At 61.2% G+C, this 19,628-nt stretch carries 20 protein-coding genes and 1 tRNA gene; 11 read left to right on the plus strand and 10 right to left on the minus strand.

Going from position 1 to position 19,628, the window contains the following annotated elements:
- Nucleotides 1-68: 68 nt before the first annotated feature.
- Nucleotides 69-1,721, plus strand: a complete 1,653-nt coding sequence (locus tag ACMGFM_RS14040) for a hydroxymethylglutaryl-CoA reductase (RefSeq protein ID WP_436903284.1) — start codon at nucleotides 69-71, stop codon at nucleotides 1,719-1,721.
- 5 nt (nucleotides 1,722-1,726) lie between these two features.
- On the opposite strand, the gene ACMGFM_RS14045 is transcribed toward ACMGFM_RS14040, so the two are convergent.
- From ACMGFM_RS14045 to ACMGFM_RS14055, 3 genes are all read right to left on the minus strand, one after another.
- Nucleotides 1,727-4,114: a hypothetical protein gene (locus ACMGFM_RS14045; protein WP_436903285.1), complete on the minus strand. Its 2,388-nt coding sequence runs from the start codon at nucleotides 4,112-4,114 to the stop codon at nucleotides 1,727-1,729.
- Between the two features lie 138 nt (nucleotides 4,115-4,252).
- Complete coding sequence (locus ACMGFM_RS14050) at nucleotides 4,253-4,699, minus strand: hypothetical protein (protein ID WP_436903286.1); 447 nt, start codon at nucleotides 4,697-4,699, stop codon at nucleotides 4,253-4,255.
- Nucleotides 4,700-4,740: 41 nt separating this feature from the next.
- Entirely contained in the window at nucleotides 4,741-5,703 is a 963-nt protein-coding gene (locus ACMGFM_RS14055; protein ID WP_436903287.1) for a DUF3592 domain-containing protein, read from the minus strand.
- A gap of 104 nt (nucleotides 5,704-5,807) precedes the next feature.
- Here ACMGFM_RS14055 and ACMGFM_RS14060 point away from each other — a divergent pair, with 104 nt between their 5' ends.
- A complete protein-coding gene (locus ACMGFM_RS14060) occupies nucleotides 5,808-6,533 on the plus strand; it encodes a phosphatase PAP2 family protein (protein ID WP_436903288.1) in 726 nt (241 codons plus the stop codon).
- On the opposite strand, the gene thrS is transcribed toward ACMGFM_RS14060, so the two are convergent.
- The gene (gene thrS, locus ACMGFM_RS14065; RefSeq protein WP_436903289.1) at nucleotides 6,534-8,465 is read right to left on the minus strand and encodes a threonine--tRNA ligase; all 1,932 of its coding nucleotides are present in this window, start codon (nucleotides 8,463-8,465) and stop codon (nucleotides 6,534-6,536) included.
- 122 nt (nucleotides 8,466-8,587) lie between these two features.
- Nucleotides 8,588-9,157, minus strand: coding sequence for a HalX domain-containing protein (locus ACMGFM_RS14070; RefSeq protein WP_436903290.1), 570 nt, complete (start codon nucleotides 9,155-9,157; stop codon nucleotides 8,588-8,590).
- Nucleotides 9,158-9,400: 243 nt separating this feature from the next.
- Here ACMGFM_RS14070 and ACMGFM_RS14075 point away from each other — a divergent pair, with 243 nt between their 5' ends.
- From ACMGFM_RS14075 to ACMGFM_RS14090, 4 genes are all read left to right on the plus strand, one after another.
- Nucleotides 9,401-9,841, plus strand: coding sequence for a DUF8009 family protein (locus ACMGFM_RS14075; RefSeq protein WP_436903291.1), 441 nt, complete (start codon nucleotides 9,401-9,403; stop codon nucleotides 9,839-9,841).
- A 148-nt stretch (nucleotides 9,842-9,989) separates the two neighbouring features.
- Nucleotides 9,990-10,235, plus strand: a complete 246-nt coding sequence (locus ACMGFM_RS14080) for a DUF8028 family protein (protein ID WP_436903292.1) — start codon at nucleotides 9,990-9,992, stop codon at nucleotides 10,233-10,235.
- Between the two features lie 60 nt (nucleotides 10,236-10,295).
- Nucleotides 10,296-10,916, plus strand: a complete 621-nt coding sequence (locus ACMGFM_RS14085; RefSeq protein ID WP_436903293.1) for a ribonuclease H family protein — start codon at nucleotides 10,296-10,298, stop codon at nucleotides 10,914-10,916.
- Between the two features lie 195 nt (nucleotides 10,917-11,111).
- Nucleotides 11,112-11,360 (plus strand): DUF8015 family protein, encoded by a 249-nt coding sequence (locus ACMGFM_RS14090; RefSeq protein WP_436903294.1) that lies wholly within the window; start codon nucleotides 11,112-11,114, stop codon nucleotides 11,358-11,360.
- Nucleotide 11,361: 1 nt separating this feature from the next.
- Here the strand turns inward: ACMGFM_RS14090 and ACMGFM_RS14095 are convergent, their stop codons facing one another.
- The 3 genes from ACMGFM_RS14095 to hisC are packed head-to-tail and all read right to left on the minus strand — an operon-like array spanning nucleotide 11,362 to nucleotide 13,540.
- Nucleotides 11,362-11,970, minus strand: coding sequence for a CDP-alcohol phosphatidyltransferase family protein (locus ACMGFM_RS14095; RefSeq protein WP_436903295.1), 609 nt, complete (start codon nucleotides 11,968-11,970; stop codon nucleotides 11,362-11,364).
- Nucleotides 11,967-12,470, minus strand: coding sequence for an adenylate kinase family protein (locus ACMGFM_RS14100; protein ID WP_436903296.1), 504 nt, complete (start codon nucleotides 12,468-12,470; stop codon nucleotides 11,967-11,969). The genes ACMGFM_RS14095 and ACMGFM_RS14100 overlap by 4 nt, the downstream gene beginning before the upstream one ends.
- Nucleotides 12,470-13,540: a histidinol-phosphate transaminase gene (gene hisC, locus ACMGFM_RS14105; protein ID WP_436903297.1), complete on the minus strand. Its 1,071-nt coding sequence runs from the start codon at nucleotides 13,538-13,540 to the stop codon at nucleotides 12,470-12,472. Before hisC ends, ACMGFM_RS14100 begins: the two co-directional genes overlap by 1 nt.
- Nucleotides 13,541-13,620: 80 nt before the next feature.
- Between hisC and ACMGFM_RS14110 the strand changes: the two genes are divergently transcribed.
- Both ACMGFM_RS14110 and ACMGFM_RS14115 read left to right on the plus strand, forming a co-directional pair.
- Nucleotides 13,621-13,693 (plus strand) — tRNA-Arg (locus tag ACMGFM_RS14110).
- 620 nt (nucleotides 13,694-14,313) lie between these two features.
- Complete coding sequence (locus ACMGFM_RS14115; RefSeq protein WP_436903298.1) at nucleotides 14,314-15,792, plus strand: HPP family protein; 1,479 nt, start codon at nucleotides 14,314-14,316, stop codon at nucleotides 15,790-15,792.
- Nucleotides 15,793-15,948: 156 nt separating this feature from the next.
- On the opposite strand, the gene ACMGFM_RS14120 is transcribed toward ACMGFM_RS14115, so the two are convergent.
- Nucleotides 15,949-16,155, minus strand: coding sequence for an HTH domain-containing protein (locus ACMGFM_RS14120; RefSeq protein WP_436903299.1), 207 nt, complete (start codon nucleotides 16,153-16,155; stop codon nucleotides 15,949-15,951).
- Nucleotides 16,156-16,279: 124 nt separating this feature from the next.
- On the opposite strand from ACMGFM_RS14120, the gene ACMGFM_RS14125 reads away from it, so the two are divergent.
- Together ACMGFM_RS14125 and ACMGFM_RS14130 are read left to right on the plus strand one after the other, a co-directional pair.
- Entirely contained in the window at nucleotides 16,280-16,480 is a 201-nt protein-coding gene (locus tag ACMGFM_RS14125) for a hypothetical protein (RefSeq protein WP_436903300.1), read from the plus strand.
- Nucleotides 16,481-16,491: 11 nt separating this feature from the next.
- On the plus strand, nucleotides 16,492-16,740 hold the full coding sequence (locus ACMGFM_RS14130; RefSeq protein ID WP_436903301.1) for a hypothetical protein: 249 nt from the start codon (nucleotides 16,492-16,494) through the stop codon (nucleotides 16,738-16,740).
- Between the two features lie 131 nt (nucleotides 16,741-16,871).
- On the opposite strand, the gene ACMGFM_RS14135 is transcribed toward ACMGFM_RS14130, so the two are convergent.
- Entirely contained in the window at nucleotides 16,872-18,791 is a 1,920-nt protein-coding gene (locus ACMGFM_RS14135) for a beta-CASP ribonuclease aCPSF1 (RefSeq protein WP_436903302.1), read from the minus strand.
- A gap of 236 nt (nucleotides 18,792-19,027) precedes the next feature.
- Between ACMGFM_RS14135 and ACMGFM_RS14140 the strand changes: the two genes are divergently transcribed.
- Nucleotides 19,028-19,504, plus strand: coding sequence for a DUF7984 family protein (locus ACMGFM_RS14140; RefSeq protein ID WP_436903303.1), 477 nt, complete (start codon nucleotides 19,028-19,030; stop codon nucleotides 19,502-19,504).
- The last annotated feature ends 124 nt before the right edge of the window (nucleotides 19,505-19,628 follow it).

Genomic DNA, 19,628 nt, shown 5'->3' on the forward strand with positions numbered 1-19,628 from the left:
CTGTGACGTTTTTCTCGCTCTGAACAACGAGAAATGTAGTGCAGGTGATATCGAGGTTCGAAATCATTATGACCGATAGTGTTGATATCCGAGATACGCAGATGGTTATACCAAAACCAGACAGTGGGATTCTGAAACGGTTGTACGCGAACCTGCTCAGCTCCGGGGGCGCAATTTCACTCGACATCCCTGACAAGGTGTTGAAACGACTCTACACCTACGGGAGCCTGAAAAATACTGATGACGGCATCGAGTACGAAGTGAAAAACCGCTTACAGGACGCGAAGTTTGCGGGGATCAAGAAACTCCGTATCAACGGTGACGAGATCGACCTCGACAGGGTGCAGATGGAGACGGCCGATGGCCAGACCTTCCGTGTGAACGAGGTAACGAAAAACGACCCAATCTCGTTTGCGGTCGGGCGCACGGTCGTCATCACCGTCGAGGGAATGGAACTGCCGACGGGCGACCACGAGATCTACACCGAGTTCATCGCCGAACCGTTCGGCGAACTCTCCCTGGAAATCGGCGATACGATCCGCGACGAGGGCCAGATTACGAGCATTCCGCGCGACGAAGCAAACAACTACAGCGAGGAAGCAATCGCCGACCGCCACGAGTGGCTCGAAGAGAAAACTGGCGTCGAACTCGAACACGTACCGGAGTACTCCTTCGACGCCGAGCGCGGAGAGGGTAACATCGAGAACTTCATCGGCGTGGCACAGATGCCACTGGGTATCGCCGGGCCAGTCCAAGTCAACGGTGAACACGCCGACGGCGAGTACCCCATTCCGATGGCGACGACCGAAGGAACACTGGTCGCCTCTTACAGTCGTGGGATGAAGGCAATCAACATGTCCGGTGGCGCGAAGACGACGGTCACTGACGACCGAATGAACCGCGCGCCGGTGTTCGTCTTCGAGGACGCCCGGAAGGCCCGTGACTTCCGCGATTGGGTCTTCGAGCACCAGGAAACCGTCGAGGAGAAAGCAGAGGAAACCTCGAGCGTGGCGAATCTCGTCCGCATCGAGGATTACATGACCAACAACTTCGCCCACCTCCGGTTCAGCTACGAAACCGGCGACGCCGCCGGCCAAAATATGGTCGGCAAGGCAACCTTTGCGGCGTGTAACTGGATTCTCCAGGAGTATCCGGGCTACGTCGAGAACTTCTATCTCGAGGGCAACTTCGGCACCGACAAGAAGGCCTCGAAGGTCAACGACCTGATGACACGCGGGAAACGCGTCACTGCCGAGGTCACCCTCAGCGAGGATACCTGTATCCACCACCTCGGTGCCGAACCCGAGAGTCTCGACCACCACGGCAAGATTGCGACGCTGGGGTCGTTTTTCTCCGGTGCGGACACCAACGGCGCACACCCTGCCAACGGACTCGCCTCGCTGTTCATCGCCTGTGGACAGGACGAGGCCAACGTGGCCGAGTCACACTCGGCGATGATCAACACGACGCTGTTGCAGGACAACTCGCTGCATATCTCCGTGACGATTCCGTCGCTTATCGTCGCAACCTACGGCGGCGGAACGGGCATGCCAACCCAGCAGGAGTGTCTCTCGATGCTCGACTGTGATGGTGCCGGCAACGTCAACAAGTTCGCAGAGATTGCCGCGGCGACGGTGCTCGCCGGCGAAATCTCACTCGGTGCCGCAATCTCGGCCTCTGACTGGGTGACCAGCCACGAATCGCTCGGCCGGAACCGCTAATCTCCTCACTCACGCTCCGGTCGTTCTCGTTTCAACAGATACCCACCAGCCCCAGCCCCAGCGAGCGCGGCCCCGATTCCGAATCCAGGCCCGGACTCGTCGCTGCTCGGTGACTGACTCTCGTTCTCTCGGGTCGGTTCGGTGCTCCGTTCGGTCGTGTCTTCTGTGGGTTGGTTCTCCTCGTCTTGCTCGTCAGTCTGGTCCTCGGTCGACTCTGTCTCGTCTGTCGAGCCATCGCCCGCGCGCTCCTCGTCGGTGGAATCGGTCTGGTCGGTGGTGTCGTCTGAGTCGGTCTCCTCAGAATCCGCCTCGCTGTCTGTCTGGTCGGCAGTCACGTTGATTTCGCTCAACACTGTCTCGTCGACCATCAACTCGTACGTTCCCGGCGAGCCGAACGCCTGAGTCACCCTGAAGGTGTACTGTCTGGTTCCGCTAGCCTCCTCCAGCACTGTCTGTTGCTCGCCGCCAACGGTGACGGGCAGTTCGATTCGTCTCTCGCAGTTGTCGTTCCGGAGTGCGTGAATCGTGTAGGTCACCTCGTCGCCGGGGTTGATTTCCGACACCTCGTCCGCCCAGATGTACTGCTCGGTGTCGGCGGTGAAGATTTGGGTGAACTCGATTTCGGTGACCGCCAGCGAGCAGTCCCCGGCAGCATTTTCGACGCGCGCAAGCGCGACATCGTCGACGACAGTGAGTCGTCGCGAGAAGCCCTTTACTGGACTCGTCGCGTCGACTGCGCTGGCGCCGAGCTGGTAGGTGCCCGGCGTCGAGGGCGCGTCGAACTCGACGGTCACTTTCTCCGTCCCCGGTCCGAACGTCACCTCGCGCTCGTCTATCGTCCGGTCACCGATGGAAAAGGCGACTCGTTCGGTCACCTGCGAGTCGAACTCGGTCGCGGTCGGGTCAACTGTCAGCCGGACGCGCTCACCGGTTCTGACCTTTCCGGCGAGCAAGAGTGCGGAGTTCCCCTCGGGGACGGCAATCGAGTCCCAGTCCAGATTGAGTGCTGGCTGGCGGACGTAGACCGTTCGCTCGCTGGTTCGACCGTCGACCGTGATTTCGTAGTCGTACGCCCCCGGTTCGAGTCCACCGGGAATCGTGTGTGCGAGCGTCAGCGGAGTCGTCGAATCCCGTTCCAATTCGACCGTCTGCTCGGCGACCGTCCTGTTCGCGAGCGACAGGGTAACCGTCTCCGTTCGTGCGAGACCGCGGTTCACAATCGAGGCGTTCAGCGTCGCCTGCGCGCCCACGACACCACGGTAGTCCGCGTTCCGGTCTGCCGGATAGGTCAGGCCCGCACCGCGAGTTATGTCGGTCACCGCCAACGTGGGACTCGACCCGTCTGACACGAACCGACTGAGGATGTCCTGGCTCGCTTTCCGGCGCTGTCCGTCGACGGTCACGTAAAGCGTGACAGTCGTGTCTGCGGGGTTGTCGATTGTCCGGGTGATGACCGGACCGGTCGCATCGACGGCGCCGTCCCCGTCGAAGTCCCACTCGTAGGCGCTGGGTCGCGCTGGATACCACGACCGCCCCAACTGCTCGATGACGCCGGGCGTCCGGGCGTCGAAGGTCACCTCCGTCCCCGCCGAGACGACGAACGGGTCGTATGTGAACCCGGGTAATGCGGTCGGCCCCTCGCTGAGTCGCTGGCGCTGCTGGCCGCGCTGGTCGAGAAACTGCTCTCGGACCGTGCTGAACTCCGTTCCCGTGATGGCTTCGAGTTCCTCGGCGACGCTTCCGCCGGCGGGGAAGTACCACGCCTGCTCGTACAGCACGTCGAAGGCCTCGCGGCCGTACTCGTGGAGCAGGAACTCGTTGAACAGCGCGAGTTGGGCGTACTCCTCCGAGGCCACGTCGACGTCCCGGACGGTGAAATACCAGTCCTTGTCGAAGTCGAAGGTCGCCCGCTGTGCCAGTTCGGTGCTGGGCACGCTCAGGTACTCTGCCGTCCCTTCGATACCGATTGCGAGCGGTTGCTGTCCCCCGGGAGAGCCAATCCCCGCGACGTCCTGGTAGCGGTGGACCAGTTCGTGGTAGAGCAGTTCGGGGTCACCCTCGGAGATGTAGATGGTCTTGTCCGACCCGTCGTAACAACCAGCGGCGTTGTCGTCTCCACAGGGGAGGGTCGACTCGCTGGTGAGTGCCACCCGGAGGCGCCCCTCCTTCGGATTCTGGCCGAACCGCTGGAAGAGCACGCTGTAGTACTCGTCGGCGACTGACGCCACCGCTTCGGCGTCGGCCTCCATTCCCTCCTCGTAGGTAATCACGAAGTGGTCGGTCTCGATTCGCTGTTCGGAATCCTGCGTCGCGCCGGCGGCAGGGTCGGCGGCAACGCCGAGCACTCCGACGGTAGTTACCACCAGAAACGCAACTAGAAGCCGTGACCTCATCGACTACACCACCTCTGCCCAACCAACTTGGCTGTCCCAACGTAGTTATCTGCCGGCTGTCGCGAGCGGCGTTCACACATACGAACGCCACGCTGGGCGGTGCTGTTAATGTTTGTGGTCCAACCGAGGAACGTCTCCTCACTTGGTCAGAGCCGATAGCTCCGTCAGGAGCCATCTGTCCCCGTCTTTGACGACGGTGGCATAGCCATCGAAAGGGCCACGCTCGCCCATGTCGACATCGACGGAGACGAACGCGTAGTTCTCGAACCCTTCTCGTCCGATGTACTCGGCCATCCGCTCGCGAACGGCTGTCGCCGAGCGGTCGGTCCTGCTCGCGTAGCGCTCGGCTGAGTGGACTCGCACTGTCTCCACGGTGACCGACTGCTGTTCGATATCGGGATTGTCTGCGAGGGTCAGTTCGTCGATTCGCTCGTCGTCGCCGGCGTTGATGGCCGCCAGCAGATTTCTAACCGCTGCCTCGGGGCCACTCGCCTGTGTGGTTGTGGGGGTGGCGTCAGTTCCGGTACAACCCGCGACCCCGATGGCGGCGACTGCTGCCAGCACGCTGCGTCGAGGGAGGTTCACAGGTGCCTCTCGACGAGGGGGACAAATGAATCTACTCCCGATTAAATGAGGGCCCGCAGGACGACCCCGAGACAGAACAGTGCCACCGCGATGGCAAAGCCGGTGCGCCCGACTCGTTTCCCGTAGTCGTCGAGTTTGTCGCTGTCTGTTCTGAGAATCGTCACCAGCCGCGTCGGGTGCGTGAACGGGCTCGGTGGCCGTGGCTCGGGAATGGACTCGCGCAGACGGCGGTACTCCGTAAACGACCAGCTCCCGTACAGGAGGAGTCCACCGATGACGGAGAGAAACGAGACGAACGCAGTCACGACTGCAAGTCCGGCCGGGTCGGTTACCGTCGCCTCGACGTGTGCGTCCTCGGCGGCGGCGAGGAGCAGGACTGTCGCCACCAGCGTGAGCACGAACATCACCGCTCCGCCAGCGATAACTCGCTTGCTGAGCCAGTTGATGCGGTCGCGGTCGACCCCGAACAGCGTTCCGCTCGCTACCTCGCGTTCGTCCGCCGGCGCGACCCCAGTCTCTTGCCCGGGCGTCTGTGCGCCGGCAGCGTTGAGCACCGTCAGCAGAAGTACCAGCCCGCCGCCGCCCGCGAGCCAGAGCGGCCCGCTCGTTCGGCGGGGTTCGAGAAAGGCCCCGTCTGGGTCCGATGGCTCGACGTAGGCTGTCGTCGCCTCGTTTTGTTCGTGGGAGGCGAGTACCGACTGAGCCTTCGACTCCGTCTCGAAGGTTGGACTGAGTGTCGTCGGGTACAGTCGATTGCTCTCGTAGGCCGTGCCCTCGTACTCGTAGGTGAACACGACAGTTACCTCGTACCGCACGCCGCGAGTGCCGGTCTCCTCGATGTCTGTCTCCGTGACCGTCGCATTCACTGCGACAGCCTCCTCGATGGCCGCTGACTGCTGTGTGTAATCGTAGCCAGCGTACCCGATGGCGCCCACACAGAGCACCATCACGAGGAGTGTCGCTCCCGTCAGTCTGACCGGCACGCTACCGACAGACAGCTCCATGCTTCCGGGTTCTGTCCGAGTGGCATATAATAACGCCAGTCTCGTTTCGGAGCCGGAAACGCGCGAGCCGTCAGCTATTACAGCACTGGCCCGTACCTGCCGGTATGGCACTCTCTCGGCTCCCGCTGGCGACGGCCCGCAGTGTCGGGGCTGTCGAGTTCCTTGAGCGCGTCCTGCCCGGCTGGGCTGCGGGACTGATGGCCGTACTCACCCAACTCGGGGACTTCTGGTTTCTGACCGTGTTGCTTGGACTCTGTTACTGGCGGCTCCCAGCACAGCGTGTCGATGTCGCTGGACTGTTTGCAACAGCGCTTGGCGGCCTCGGTCTCTACCGGACGCTGAAACACACCATCGAGGCCCCCCGGCCGACGACGGTCCCAGTTGACCCAAGCGAGGTTCCCGGCCTGCTCCGACCGCTGTACGAGAATGCGATTGCTGCGGGCGGCTTTGGCTTTCCTAGCGGCCACGCGACCACCGCGACGCTTCTGTACGTCGGGCTGGCTGTCGTGTTGCCTGTCGGGACCCGACGACAGCGATTTGCTGGCGCTGGCGTGTTCATCGGAACGGTCTGTTTCAGCCGACTCGCACTGGGTGTGCACAACCTCGTCGACGTGCTGGCTGGGATCCCAACCGGACTGCTCGCGCTGGCGCTGTTTTTCTGGCTGCCAGCGCAGTACGCTCCGGACCGCCGCGTCACCGTTGGCTTCGCTGCTGTCCTTCCGTTCGCAGGGCTGTACTATCTTGCCAGCGGCGGGGCACAGACAGCAGTTGAACTCGGTGTTCTCGGGCTGGTTGCGCTTGTGGTCTGGGAACAATTCGGCGCCAACTGATCAGTCGAGGAAGTCAGGTTCGACGCGTTTCTCGTCGACTTCCGATTCGAGATGGGCGCGGAACTGCTCGATCGGCACGTCCTGGGTCTGGTTCTCGAACCGGTCTCGGACCGAAACCGTCCCGTCTTCCTCCTCGTCGTCACCGATGATCAGCATGTAGGGGACCCGGTCGTCGTGGGCCTGCTGAATCTTCTTGCCGACGGTCCAGGAGCGGTCTTCGATTTCGACACGGAAGTCGCCGAAGTCGCGGTTCTTCAGTCGCTTTGCGAAGGGGATGTTGTCGTCCGAAACCGGGAGGATTCGGACCTGTTCGGGAGCGAGCCACGTCGGGAAGTTACCATTGAAGTGCTCGATGATGACGCCCATGAAGCGCTCGAAACTCCCCAGTAGCGCGCGGTGGACCATCACCGGTTGGTGGTCCTCGTTGTCCTCGCCAACGTAACTGAGATTCAGCCGGTCTGGGATGTTGAAATCGAGCTGGACAGTCCCAATCGTCCACTCTCGGCCCAGTGCGTCACGGGCGTCGAGTCCAATCTTTGGGCCGTAGAAAGCGGCTTCACCCGACTCGATATCGTACTCCAGTCCGAGTGAGTCCATCGACTCGCGGAGACCGTTGGTCGCTTCTTCCCAGATTTCGTTGCTCCCCACGGCGTCGTCGCCTTTCGTCTCCAGTTTGTACAGCACTTCTAGGTCGAAGAGGTCGTAGATTTCCTCTATCACTTCGAGCGTGCCCGTTATCTCCTCGGTAATCTGGTCGCGGCGGATGAAGGCGTGGCCGTCGTCCTGCGTCAGTCCGCGCACGCGAAGGAGTCCCGAGAGCTCTCCGGACTGCTCGTTGCGGTAGATGGTGCCAAACTCCGAGAACCGCACTGGAAGGTCACGATAGGAGTGCTGGCCTTCCTTGTAGATGTGAGCGTGGTTGGCGCAGTTCATCGGCTTCAGGCCGTACTCGGTGTCGTCCTGCTCCCAGGCGAACATCTCGCCGGCCTCCTTGAACGCGTCGTAGTGACCGGTTGGCTTCCAGAGTTCGGCCTTGTTCAGTTCGGGCGTGAACACCTCGTCGTAGCCAAGTTTGTCGTTCTTGCCGCGGATGTACTCTTCCAGCTCTCGGCGGATTGTCATCCCGGCTGGGTGGAAGTGTGCACAGCCCGGCGAGTGGTCGGGCACCGAGAACAGGTCCATCTGCTGGCCGACCTTCCGGTGGTCGCGCTCCTGGGCTTTCTCCCGGCGCTGTAGTTCGGCTTCGAGTTCGTCTTCGGTCTCGAAGGCCGTCCCGTACACGCGCGTAAGTGTGTCATTGTCCTCGTCGCCGCGCCAGTACGAGGCGGAGATTTCGAGCAGTTTGACCGCGCCAATCTTGCCCGTTGACTCGACGTGCGGTCCCTCACAGAGGTCCTGCCAGTCGTCTTGCACGTAGAAGGAGACGGGGTCCTCGCCAGCAGCTTCCTCTTCGAGGATATCCTGTTTGTAGGGGTTGTCTTCGTAGATGTCGAAGGCTTCCTCGCGAGAGCGCTCGACCCGGTCGAGTTCGTAATCGGCCTCGATTATCTCGTTCATTTCGGCTTCGATATCTTCGAGGTCGTCCTCGTCGATGTCGACGCCGGAGACATCGTAGTAGAAGCCATCGCTGGTCGGTGGACCGATGGCGAGATTCGTGTCGGGATGGTGGCGCTGTAGCGCCTGTGCGAAGACGTGGGCGGCGGTGTGGCGGAGCAACTGGAGATACTCGTCGCTGTCTTCAGTGACGATTTCGATCTCGCAGTCGTCTGTCAGCGCTGTGGCTTTGTCGACGAGTTCGCCGTCGACGACCCCGGCACGGGTATCTCGGCCGAGACCCGGCCCAATCTCGTAGGCCACGTCCTCGACCGTCGCGCTGTGCTCCATTTCGAGCTCTGAGCCGTCCGGGAGGACGACCGTGATGTGTTCTGACATGGATAAGAGGAGACGACATTCGATGCCGGCAGGGACTCAGACAGCCAGCTCTGTCAACTGAATACCTGCCATACTACTCCGAGGTATCCGAGGCGCGAGCAAAAAGATTGCGCTCTTGGCGTTCACTCGCCGCCGGGGAATTCCTGAAACAGCGAGTCGAAATCGTCGTCGAACCCCGAGACTGCGGTGTCTGCCTCCGATTCGAGTTCTTCGACGCGAGCGACCATCTCCTGGTACTCGGTGCTCTCCTGTAGCTCCGAGGGTGTCTTCTCGGCTTCCAGCGTCGCCTTTTTCGAGGTCAGCGCGAAGTATTCTTGGAGGGTCTCGTTGTACTCGTCGCGTTCGAGCATGGAGTCGACTGCGTCGTCGAGGTCCTCCCGCATAACGGGTTTCGTGAGATAATCGTCGAACTCCATCGAGACAATATCGAAATCGGGGTCGACAGCGGTGACCATGACAACTCGGCAGTCGAGTTCCTGTTCGCGAATTCGCTCCAACACTTCGTCGCCGGAGTAATCAGGCATCTGGCGGTCGAGAAAGACAATATCGACGTCAGTGTCGACCTTTTCGAGTGCCTCCTCGCCGCCGTAGGCGGTCCGGACTTCGTGGTCCATCTCGAGCCACGTGGTATAGAGATCGGCGATATCCTGCTCGTCATCGACAACAAGTATTGTAGTGTGTTCGTCGGTCATAGCTGTCAAATCCGTCGACTCTCGGTCCACACAGTGGCCCCCAACCTGTCCACCGCTGTGGCGTTCGGGGATAATCTCTCCCCGAACGAAGCCGAGGTGCTCGACTGAGACGACCCCCTCGACTGTATCTCTATTCGCTGCACACTTGCGGTATGGAGGAGTGGAATTAAAATAGTATCGGCTATCGCCGCTCACCGTAGTAATTACGTAACCTCTATTCTGCTCGCGGCCCAACCAGTGTTCGTGTCCCTCGAGTCCCCAGACCCGACGGTCGTCCACACGGTAGTCGTGACTGCCGACGATCTCACGTCGGCGCTGGAAACCAACCGGGCCAGCGGCGAGCACGCCGTGCTCCGGATCACGCCGCCGTTTAGCGGCCGTATGCGAGCACGGCTGCACGTCGAACTCGACGAGGCGTACGAACAGACACCGGAACCAGTCCACATCGAACCGCGGCAACTTGTCGACGATTCGCTGCCCGCGTACCCCCGTCCCGCCGACACCGAAGACGAACTCCGGGCCGACCCAGAGCGAGAATATTCCGTTGAGCGCCACCGAGAGTACCACGCGTCGGCCGTCGAACAGTGGCGCGAGCAGATTCCCGACGCGGTTACAGCGACCGCGACGGTCGAGACACCAACCGGCCCAACGACTGTTGATGTCTCGCTACTTGGCAACTCTTAGTTACCTGTTTAGACAATAGTATAAAATGTCTTAGCTCCTGAGAAGGGTTCGTTAAACGTTGTCAGGGTTGGTCGTCGGCGGTGAAATAGCGCGAAGGCTCTTACGGTTATATATGATGTCTTACCGTATACAGAGTTAGGTGCGCCACATGTCCAGCTCCTCCATCACCGACCCCCGCTCACTCCGCGAGACCGTCAGCACGCTGTCGGTCCCACGGCTGCTCGCACGGCCCGTCAAGCAGCTGTCCTTCTGGGCAGCGATTGTCCTCCCGTTCATGCACCTCTCGCTGTTATGGACTGGGTTAGATTCCCCGTCGATGACTGCCGCCTTCATTGGACTCGTGGCGCTCAACATCTGCACGCTGTATCTCGGACACACGCACGGCCGAGACTGAGAACGGACTGCCACCGAATTGACCGACAGATTTTAAGGTATTTCGGGCTGTATAGAACGTATGGCCGCATATGGCCGGCCGTCATTGCGCGATTTGTTCGACGAAGCACCGACGCCGCACATTGCCCATCCGCCGGCGACCCACCACCGGGATTTCTACGTGGCGACAGATGGCTCGTTCAGAGCCTCCGGTGGCGGACTCGGCGTCGTCATCGAAACGCGGGATGGAACACGGGTAACGCGCCTGTCGGTCCCCAACGAAGCCCCGGATAACAACGTTGCTGAGTACCGGGCACTCCATCTCGGTCTGGACGTGCTTGCGACACGCACACCGCAAACCGCACGTGTCGGGCTTCTCGTCGACCACGACCAACTGGCCGCGAACATCAACGCCTCAGTGCTGGCGACACGTGACCGACGCTATGAGTCTGCACACTCTGTCTCGGTCCCCGCCCAGACAGGCCACCACTGGCGAGGGATTCGTGCCCGCCTCTGTGGCCTCGAAGAGGTGCGAGCGGCCCGGATCAACAGCGACCACAATCCGGCTCACCCGCTGGCGAACGCCCCAGGGCAGTACGCCCACGTCAACGACGAAGCCGAACGCTGTGTCCGGCCGACCCAGCCTTCCACAGGTGAACAGATTCCGCCGCCGTCCCGGTCGGACCGCGGCGCGAGCGACTAACGGCCGTTCTACTCCTGTTCTTTTCGGCGATTATATGATAGATAAACTACTGCTATCGCTGTGTCTGTATTTCCATAAGTTATGAGAATAGCTGCTGTAAAGCTTTAGTGACTTCCCTGTGAATTGGCTCAACGTCACTGGCGGAAATTTTAAATACAGCAATACCTCTATATTTTCGTGAAGGGGTGGACTAAAATGGCAGTGAGTCGCAACACCGAGCACAGTCACTCGGAGACGCTCTGGGAACGCGTGTTCGGCCAGTTGTCGAGACACGACCTGGTCTTGACTGCCATTCCGCTCGTCTTTGCAACAGCACTGCTCGTCACTGCTGTGTTGCCCGTTCCGTTTCTAGCATCGCTCGGTGCGGGCGCGCTGACGAGTGTTGGACTGCTGGTCGACGCGCTGTTTGTGCATCCGCCAGTCGACGCTGGTCCAGAGTTCTGAGTCAGGAGAGTTCGCGCATCGCGAAGTAAAACCGCTGGAGAGCGGTCACGTGGCCGACCACTGCGAAGACGATTAGCAGCAAGCCAACTGGCGTGAACCCAGCGACTGGTATGTTGACGAACGCGGCGATGGCAGTGACGACACCGGTCAGTGCGAGTCGGTCTGCTCGTCCCAGCACGCCGCCGTAGACCCGGTCGAGGTTGACTGCCTGGGCCTGTGTCCCGAGATACGAGGTCATGAGGACGCCGGTAATCGCCGCGAGGCCGAGTGCATACGCGCCGAGGCCGGCAGCGAGGCCGCCGATAATAATAATATCTGCGTAGCGGTCGAGGACGTGGTCCAACAGGTCACCAGCCCGGGAGTCGGTTCCGAGTTCCCGGGCGAGGTTGCCGTCGACCAGATCGAGAATTCCGTTCAGGAGCACGAACACCGCGCCACCGAGATAGAATAGTTGTGTCTCTCCAGCGGCGATGAACGCCCCGGCCGCACCGATTGCGGCCAGTAGCGCGAGGATGCTGATGCCGTCTGGAGTCAATCCGACGCGCTTGGCGGTGCTGACAAGCGGTTCCATCAGTCGGTCGGCCAGCGGCCGGAGCGCGTCGAGTGTCATAGATACTCAGCGTACGACACTGTCCCAGCGCTCGGTTCTCGCGTCCCCGCAATAACCGATTCGATCTCTGCCGCCGTCTGCTCGGCCGACCTGTCCGTCGTTTCGATCTCGTAGACTGCGTCGAGACCGTGGCGGTTGACAGCCTCCCCGAGAATCACGTCCAGTGCTTCGCTCTCGGCGTTCTCGGTGACTGACGCCGTGCTTTCGCGCTCGGCTAGACGCTGCTCGATTTGCTCGGGATGACAGCGCAGGACGACGACCCGGTCTGCTGGGAGATTGTGCGCCAGGTGTGACTCGAACACGACGTCGGTCTGGCCGTCGAGATATGCTTCGACCGCCTCGAGGTCGACAATTGCGGAGTCTCGCTCGTCGTCGTGGCCCGTTGTCAGCCCTTCTTCGGTGATGATGTCGTTGAGATGCAGCACATCCAGGTCGGTATCGAGCAGTTCTGTTGCGGTCGTCTTGCCGGTCCCGGGCGTGCCGGTCACGGCGACGCGCATCACTCAAGCACCTCGTTAATTGTCTCGACCGCTCGCCGCGTCTGTGGCTCAGTTCCGCAGGTGACCCGCACACACTCCGGCAGGCCGAAACTCCCACAGTCCCGGATGATGACGCCCTCGGACTGGGTTGTCTCCGCAACGGTGCTCGCGTCGCCAACCTCTGCGAGGACGAAATTCCCGCCGCTATCCCACGTTTCCGCCGCGAGGTTGTCGTGCAGATACTCCCGCGCCCAGCGTGCCCCCTCGACTGTGCGTTCGAGGTGTTGTTCGTCCTCAAGCGCTGCGAGTCCGGCGACGCAGGCGAGTTTGTTCACCGCGAACGGTGTGTTGATCTGGTCGTACGCCTCGGCCCATGCTTCGGGAACCAACCCGTAGCCGACCCGCAACCCGGCCAGCCCGTAGGTCTTCGAGAAGGTCCGCAACACCGCGACATTCTCTCGCTTGTCGAGCAACGACCGCGCCGAGGCCTGGTCGGTGAACTCGCCGTAGGCTTCGTCGACGACAACCAGCGTATTTTCGTCGACTTCGCCGGCGAGTCGGTCGATTTCTTCCAGTGGCATCTCCGACCCTGTCGGGTTGTGCGGCGTCGTCACGTACACCATCCGCTGGCCATCGTAGGCCTCCAGCACCATCTCCGCAGACTGCGCGAACCCGTCAGACTTGCTGAGTCGGTACTGGTCCACGCTCGCGCCGTGTGACCGCGCGCTCATCGGATAGTACGCAAAGCCGGGGTCCGGCGCGAGCACTCGGTCGTTGTCTCGGATGAACGTCCGGCTGAGATAATCCAGCAACCCGTCGCCGCCGGGGGTCAGCCAGACCTGCGCCGGCGTCACTTCCCACTTCTCTGCGATAGCTTCGGTGAGATCGGTGTGGGAGGACTTCGGATACGTATGGATCTGTCCGACTGCGTCCTCGATGGCTTCGACGGCTGCTGGGCTGGGACCGTATGGGTTCTCGTTGGAGGAGAGTTTCACCAGCCCGTCAGGGTCGAGGCCGAGTTCCCGTGCGACCTCTTCGACGCCGCGTCCGGCACGGTAGGGGACGTGTGCCGACAGATCCCGTGTTTCCATGCCCGGTACAAACAGGCGGCTAAGGTTAAGTGTGGCCATCCACGAAAACGGTTTTTGCGCCCGCTGTCGAACGGCTGGTAGGGCGTGTGGCCTAGCGGATAGGGCGAGAGGTTCCTAACCTCTCGATCCCGGGTTCGAATCCCGGCACGCCCGTGCAGGGAGGAGCACCGCGACGACCGAACCGGAACCGGGATTCGAGGTAGACCGAGGTTCTGCGCGAAGCGCAGGTTCTCGGGCGTGGTTCGAATCCCGGCACGCTCGCTCACGGTGTTCGCTCGCGTGCCGTAGCTCGAAAACGCTACGCGTTTTCTCACTCCCGGCACGCCCGCTACCACTTTTTACTTCGTCGGGTGCGCTCGCAGTGGCGAGCGCACCGCTCTCTGCTCACGGCGCGAAGCGCCGTTCGCACGGTCAGCGAAACCTCCGGTTTCGCTTGACTCGCAAAAACTTGGGGGAAAAACTGCCGGACGCTCACTACGCTCGCGTCCGGTGTCCTCGGGAGTGAGCACCGCGAACGACCGAGGGCTCGGAAGACGCGTCGCGTCTTCCGGCGAAACGACTCGCTTCGCTCGTCGTATGCGTGCCTCGAAACGCTACGCGTTTTCTCACTCCCGGCATGCCCGTGCAGAGATGCACAAAACCAGCATACACAAATACTTTGGCAAAACCAACTTGGTTAACCAAAGCTATTTAGCACTGCCAGAGTGCTGACTAGAAAGACCGGAACACGTCTGGGTAGTATTTTTATCCGTCCACCGACGAGCGGTATAGTAATGGGGAAACGCTGGGACCTCGCAGTCCGGTATTTTGTCCGGTTCTGGCGGCGCAAACGCCGCGAACTGCGCCGGTGGCTCGAACGGACGAACACACTTGTCCATCTCTCGATTTTGCTCATCGTCCCCATCCTGATTGCGCTCGTGACACTGCTCTCGAATGCTGTTGGTGTGTTCTCCTTTCTCGTCTATCCGCCACTCGTCTCCGGGGCGTACACGCTGTTTGCTGACCCGGAGGGAAAGTACGCTTCGCCGGTGAAGTTCGTCGGTGGCCTCACCGTCGGCGCGCTGTGTGGCTGGGTCGCAATTGAACTGACTGCTCGACTCCTGTACGCGACACCAGCAGGACAACTCAACCCTGTCGCTGCCGGCATGACCGTCTTCATGACTGGCCTCGCTGTGTGGGTGCTGGGCGTCGAGGAACCAGCGGCGTTCTCGATGGCGCTGCTGACGCTGTTCGTTCGTGCGCAGGTCGACGCGCTTGGGCTGTTCGTCCTCGGTGCTGCAGTTAGCAGCGCAATCGTGGCCGGGACGTTTGCGGCCTGGCGACGGTACATCTACGAACAGCGAGCGCAGTATCTCTACGAAACGACCGACGCCGACGACCAGGTACTCGTCCCGATGGTCGGGCCCGACCCTGCCGCGACGGCGATGCTCGCCGCACGTCTTGCGGGCGCACACCGCGCGGGCAAAGTGGTTCTTCTGGAGATGGTCGACGAAGAACCGATGGCCCGTGCAGAGCGAGCACTGCTGCAAAGCCACGGTGAAACCTCACTGGTCAAAAGCGGCCCGAACCAACCCGACGAACCGCTGGTTGCCGACGGTGCTGAACCCCTCGACGAAATCGGGGTGCGCGATGACCTGGACGCGTCGGTCGCTGATATCGAGCGCCACGCCACCGCAATCGAAACCGAGGTTGGTGTGCCGTGTCAGGTTGTGGTCGCAACGGCCGGTCCCTCTCCAGCCGATATGGTCTTGGATACGGCACGGGAGGCAAACTGTGACCTCATCGCTTCGCCGTACGAAACCGAGAAAGACTGGAGCAGAGAGCTCCTTCGGGGTGATATCGACACGATCATCCACCGCTCGTTCGAGGGACAGACTCGCTGGCGTCGGATTCTCGTGCCTGTCAACCGGGCGAACGACGTGGCACACAGCATGATCGACTTTGCAACCCGCCTGTCGGCTGAGACTGGCGAAGTCAGCGTGGCAAGTTTCGTCACCAGTGGCCGTGAACGCCGCCGGGCAGAGGACGTGCTCGCCGACCTCGTCGAGACGTTCTCTGGCAGTATCGAGACGCGAATCTCCCGATCAGACCTCGAAGCGTTTCTGACAGACCACGGCGGCGAGTACGACCTCATCATTATCGGTGCAAGTCAGGACCGCTCGACCGCCTCCCGCTTCGTCTCACCGCCGACGTTCGAGAACATCGACACTGCTGAAATTGACGCGGATATCGCCATTGTCGACCGACACTGACCGCAATCAAACATCGACACATCTAATCTCTGCTAGGGGCGAGCAACGGTATGGACGACGAACAGAAGCGCAAACTCGCGGCGATTATTAGCATCGTGCTCTCGCTGGTCGCTATCGGCATCTCGCTGAGCAGCGCGGGCTACATCCCGCCCTGAGTCAGTCTGCGGCCGTTGGCCCGCCCTGACTGGCGTTGATGTAGCCGCCGCCGGACTCGGTCTCGATCCGACCAGCCTGCTGGAGACGCTGACAGTGTCGGCGGACCGTCACCGGATGTGCGTCGAGTGTTGTGGCGATTTCTGTTGCGGTGACCGGGCCCTGCGTGTCAACGACCGAGCGGATCGCACCGTCGAGTTTGTGGGACATGCCTACCGTCCACTACGACTGGACGGTAATATATGACACGCCACACCATTGTTGGGTTTTATTGCCCCTTGTGTGCGGGCACAGAAATCGTAGCGTCCTTGTGATTGCTGGCCACAGCGTAGGTATGGACGGAGTGTCGCCCGGTGAAGAGGGTCGGTCATTCCTCAGTCACCTTCGACAACTCGACCACTGGACGTTTCTGCTCGCGCTCGGGCTTGTCCTCGCCAACATCGCCGTGGAGTCGTGGTATCTCAGCGCCGCGGCCGCGGTGCTGTTGCTCGTTGCACTTGGGTACGACGCGTGGGAGTTCTACGCGGCGGAGTGAGCGGGAAAGCTATGGTTCTGGAATACACACAGGTTGGTGTGGCGCTACCCGACCGACTTCCCGACCCTGGGGCTGTCGCGATGGGCGCGGTAATCGTCGCCCTCGCGGTCGTCGTCTGGAGCGGGCTTTCGCTCGTCCGCGGGCAGTCGATTCAACCGCTAGAGAGTCTGCTGTTCGCACTCGTGTTTTCCGTCGTCTACTTCGGCAGTCTCTCACTGCTCGACAGCGACACTCCTGACGGGGAGAGCGACCCGGAGTAATACCCCCAATCCTCGTGCAGCATTCATCCAGCTACGTGTATGGCAGAAACCGGTGAGGATATTGCAGAACTGACCGGGCAAGAGACCTCGGTGGGACACGCCTCATCCTCGCGCTGCCGGTCGCCGAGTAATCAGACGAAGCGGAACGTTTCGAGGTTTTTCGGCGCGAACGTGCGCATATTGAACTCGTGGTACAGCGCCGAGGAGAACTCCTGTGTGGAGGATTCGTCGCCGTGGACACAGAGCACCTTCTCGGGACGGGGGTTCATCGTCCGAACGAAGTTCTCCAAGCCCTGTCGGTCAGCGTGACCAGAGAAGCCGTCGACGACCTCAGTATCCATCTTCAGCGTCAGCGTCTCGCGGCCGCGGCCACCGTTGTCGATTGGAATCTCGTCCCAGCCGTTCTGGATACGCCGACCGAGCGTTCCCTGTGCCTGGTAGCCAACGAAGGTGAGCGTCGAGTCCGGGTCCGGGCCGAGGTGTTCCAGCCAGGACATAATTGGGCCGCCTTCGAGCATCCCCGACGTCGAGATGATGATCGATGGACCCTCGTCTGCGACATCCTGTCGCTCTTCCTCGCCGCCGTCGATGTGGTTGAACTGCTCGGAGAGGAACGGGTTGGCGTCGTCGTGGAAAATCCGCTCGCGGAGGTCGTCACGGAGATACTCGGGATAGGTGGTGTGAATCGCTGTTGCCTCCCAGATCATCCCGTCGAGGTGGACTGGAACTTCCGGGATGTCTCCCTCGCGCATTGCTTCTTCGAGCACGAGCATAATCTCCTGTGACCGGCCGACTGCGAAGGCCGGAATGAGTACCTTGCCGTCTCGGTCCAGCGTGTTCTTGATCGTGTGCTTTAGCTTTCGCTCGGAATCCTGCTGGTCGGTTTGGTAGTCGTTACGACCACCGTAGGTCGACTCCAAGACGAGCGTTTCGACGCGTGGGAAGTCGTTGACAGCGCCGTTGAACAGGCGAGTGTCGTCGTAGTGAATGTCCCCAGAGAACGCAACGTTGTACAGTCCATCGCCAATGTGGAAGTGCGAGACTGCAGAGCCGAGAATGTGGCCCGCATTGTGCAGTGTGAGTTTGATATCTGGCGAAATGTCGGTCACATCGCCGTATTCGAGCGGGATGGTGTGTTTGATCGCTTCTCGAACCATCTCGGACTCGTACGGCGGTGCGCGGCCTTCCTTGGCGGCCACGTCGAGATAATCCAGCGTCAGCAGCCCCATCAGGTCCCGCGTTGGTTCCGTCGTGTAAATTGGGCCGTCGTAGCCGTATTTGAACAGCAGCGGAATCAGCGCGGAGTGGTCGAGGTGGGCGTGGGTTAGCACAACTGCGTCCAGCGAACTCGCTCCAGAGCCAAGTGCTTCGGGTACCTGCAGGTACGGTACCTCGTCCTCGGCACCCGGCTTGTCACCGCAGTCGATCAGCACGCGGGTTTCCGGCGTCGAGAGAATAAATGCGGCCCGGCCAACTTCTCGACAGCAACCCAGCGTCGTGATGCGCACCCACTCGTCGTCGGACATCTCTTCACGGTGAATCTGTCGGCCAATCCGTTCGAGAATATCGCGGCGGTCGTCGCGCTCCTGTTTCAGGAAGTTTCGGACGTTCTTGACCGTCGAAGATTCGATAGGCGGCGTCCGGACAACTTCGGGTGTCCAGCCGGTTTCCTGGGTAATCTCTCGGAGCGTCGCGCCGTGGCGGCCGATGACCATTCCTGGCTTCTGGGCCTCGATAACGACTTCCCCGGTGTCGACGTGGAAATCGAGGTCTGACACGCCGGCCTCGTCGGGGATAACCTCAAGCACCTGCTCGCGGGCGTCGTCAGGTTTCGAGAGGACGGCCGGGTCGGGCCGGACCGTAATTCGTTTGCGGAGTTTCGAGGCGAGTTGCCGGACGAGGTCGCCGTCGCTGGCGAACCGTTTTGGGTCACGCGTGTAGACAACCAGTTCGGGGCCTTCGTATCTGACCTCCGTGATCTCCACGTCGGAGGGTACTTCCTGTTCGATCGTCGCTTCTATGTCTTCGAGTTGTTGCTCTACTGTACTCATAGCTCAAAATACACGGGACACACGCGTTCGCGTGTGGACTGTTCGCTGTCGATAATTGGACCAGACATTGTCGAATTGCAAGGTATCTCCGGACACGCGCCCGGAAAACCGTTCGGTAACTCAGTCTTGACGACGCTCTGTATAAAAACCTTCGCAACCGACAGCTCCGGCCGGTTGCGCGGGCTCGCCGTGTCTCGACGGTCAAGACTGATACTCGCGGCGACCGCAGTGGCAATATGCACGTCACACCGGCTGTTGTGGCCGAGGAATACGAGTGGGTGCGCTCGCGAGGCGACCGGACCGTTCCACTGATCAACGAGGTGCGCGAAGACCTCGCCGACCTATTCGAGACGACTGTCGACCCGGTGACAGACCAGCAGTACAACGACGCCGTCGAGACCGTCTTCGCCGACGGCGACCTCGCGGTCAACGTCGCCTCGCTCGTCCGATTACTCCGAAACCTCGACGTAGACGGCGACTATCCGGGCTTCATCGTCGACGAACTGCTCGGGCGCGAACTCGCGGGGATGTTGGCGGGGACGCAGCCGTTGCGGTTACTCGGCGAAGCCACGTTTCACTACGCAGATGTCCACGTTCACGAGGGAGACGCCGGAGCAGACGACCTCGACGCAGCGCTGGCCGCTGGCTTTCAGACTCGGCTGCCAGGCTGGAACTGGACCGAGGGGCCGAGTCCGTTTTCTGTGTCGGAGTAGTCTCGGGAAGCCCGGGTGGCTCTTGAACCGCAACCAACCAGAAAGCCCCCGCCTGTTCGAGTCGGGGGCACCGACAGACTCGCTACGCTCGTCTGTCGAGGTCACACTCACTTCGTTCGCGTGA

Origin of the sequence: Halovenus halobia, from assembly GCF_051414135.1 — an archaeon.
Classification (GTDB): domain Archaea; phylum Halobacteriota; class Halobacteria; order Halobacteriales; family Haloarculaceae; genus Halovenus; species Halovenus halobia.

Coding starts and splice junctions, on each gene's coding strand:
- ACMGFM_RS14040 (WP_436903284.1), top strand. CDS start 69: ATGACCGATAGTGTTGATATCCGAGATACGCAGATGGTTATACCAAAA.
- ACMGFM_RS14045 (WP_436903285.1), bottom strand. CDS start 4,114: ATGAGGTCACGGCTTCTAGTTGCGTTTCTGGTGGTAACTACCGTCGGA.
- ACMGFM_RS14055 (WP_436903287.1), bottom strand. CDS start 5,703: ATGGAGCTGTCTGTCGGTAGCGTGCCGGTCAGACTGACGGGAGCGACA.
- ACMGFM_RS14060 (WP_436903288.1), top strand. CDS start 5,808: ATGGCACTCTCTCGGCTCCCGCTGGCGACGGCCCGCAGTGTCGGGGCT.
- thrS (WP_436903289.1), bottom strand. CDS start 8,465: ATGTCAGAACACATCACGGTCGTCCTCCCGGACGGCTCAGAGCTCGAA.
- ACMGFM_RS14070 (WP_436903290.1), bottom strand. CDS start 9,157: ATGACCGACGAACACACTACAATACTTGTTGTCGATGACGAGCAGGAT.
- ACMGFM_RS14080 (WP_436903292.1), top strand. CDS start 9,990: ATGTCCAGCTCCTCCATCACCGACCCCCGCTCACTCCGCGAGACCGTC.
- ACMGFM_RS14085 (WP_436903293.1), top strand. CDS start 10,296: ATGGCCGCATATGGCCGGCCGTCATTGCGCGATTTGTTCGACGAAGCA.
- ACMGFM_RS14090 (WP_436903294.1), top strand. CDS start 11,112: ATGGCAGTGAGTCGCAACACCGAGCACAGTCACTCGGAGACGCTCTGG.
- ACMGFM_RS14095 (WP_436903295.1), bottom strand. CDS start 11,970: ATGACACTCGACGCGCTCCGGCCGCTGGCCGACCGACTGATGGAACCG.
- ACMGFM_RS14100 (WP_436903296.1), bottom strand. CDS start 12,470: ATGCGCGTCGCCGTGACCGGCACGCCCGGGACCGGCAAGACGACCGCA.
- hisC (WP_436903297.1), bottom strand. CDS start 13,540: ATGGAAACACGGGATCTGTCGGCACACGTCCCCTACCGTGCCGGACGC.
- ACMGFM_RS14115 (WP_436903298.1), top strand. CDS start 14,314: ATGGGGAAACGCTGGGACCTCGCAGTCCGGTATTTTGTCCGGTTCTGG.
- ACMGFM_RS14120 (WP_436903299.1), bottom strand. CDS start 16,155: ATGTCCCACAAACTCGACGGTGCGATCCGCTCGGTCGTTGACACGCAG.
- ACMGFM_RS14125 (WP_436903300.1), top strand. CDS start 16,280: ATGGACGGAGTGTCGCCCGGTGAAGAGGGTCGGTCATTCCTCAGTCAC.
- ACMGFM_RS14130 (WP_436903301.1), top strand. CDS start 16,492: ATGGTTCTGGAATACACACAGGTTGGTGTGGCGCTACCCGACCGACTT.
- ACMGFM_RS14135 (WP_436903302.1), bottom strand. CDS start 18,791: ATGAGTACAGTAGAGCAACAACTCGAAGACATAGAAGCGACGATCGAA.
- ACMGFM_RS14140 (WP_436903303.1), top strand. CDS start 19,028: ATGCACGTCACACCGGCTGTTGTGGCCGAGGAATACGAGTGGGTGCGC.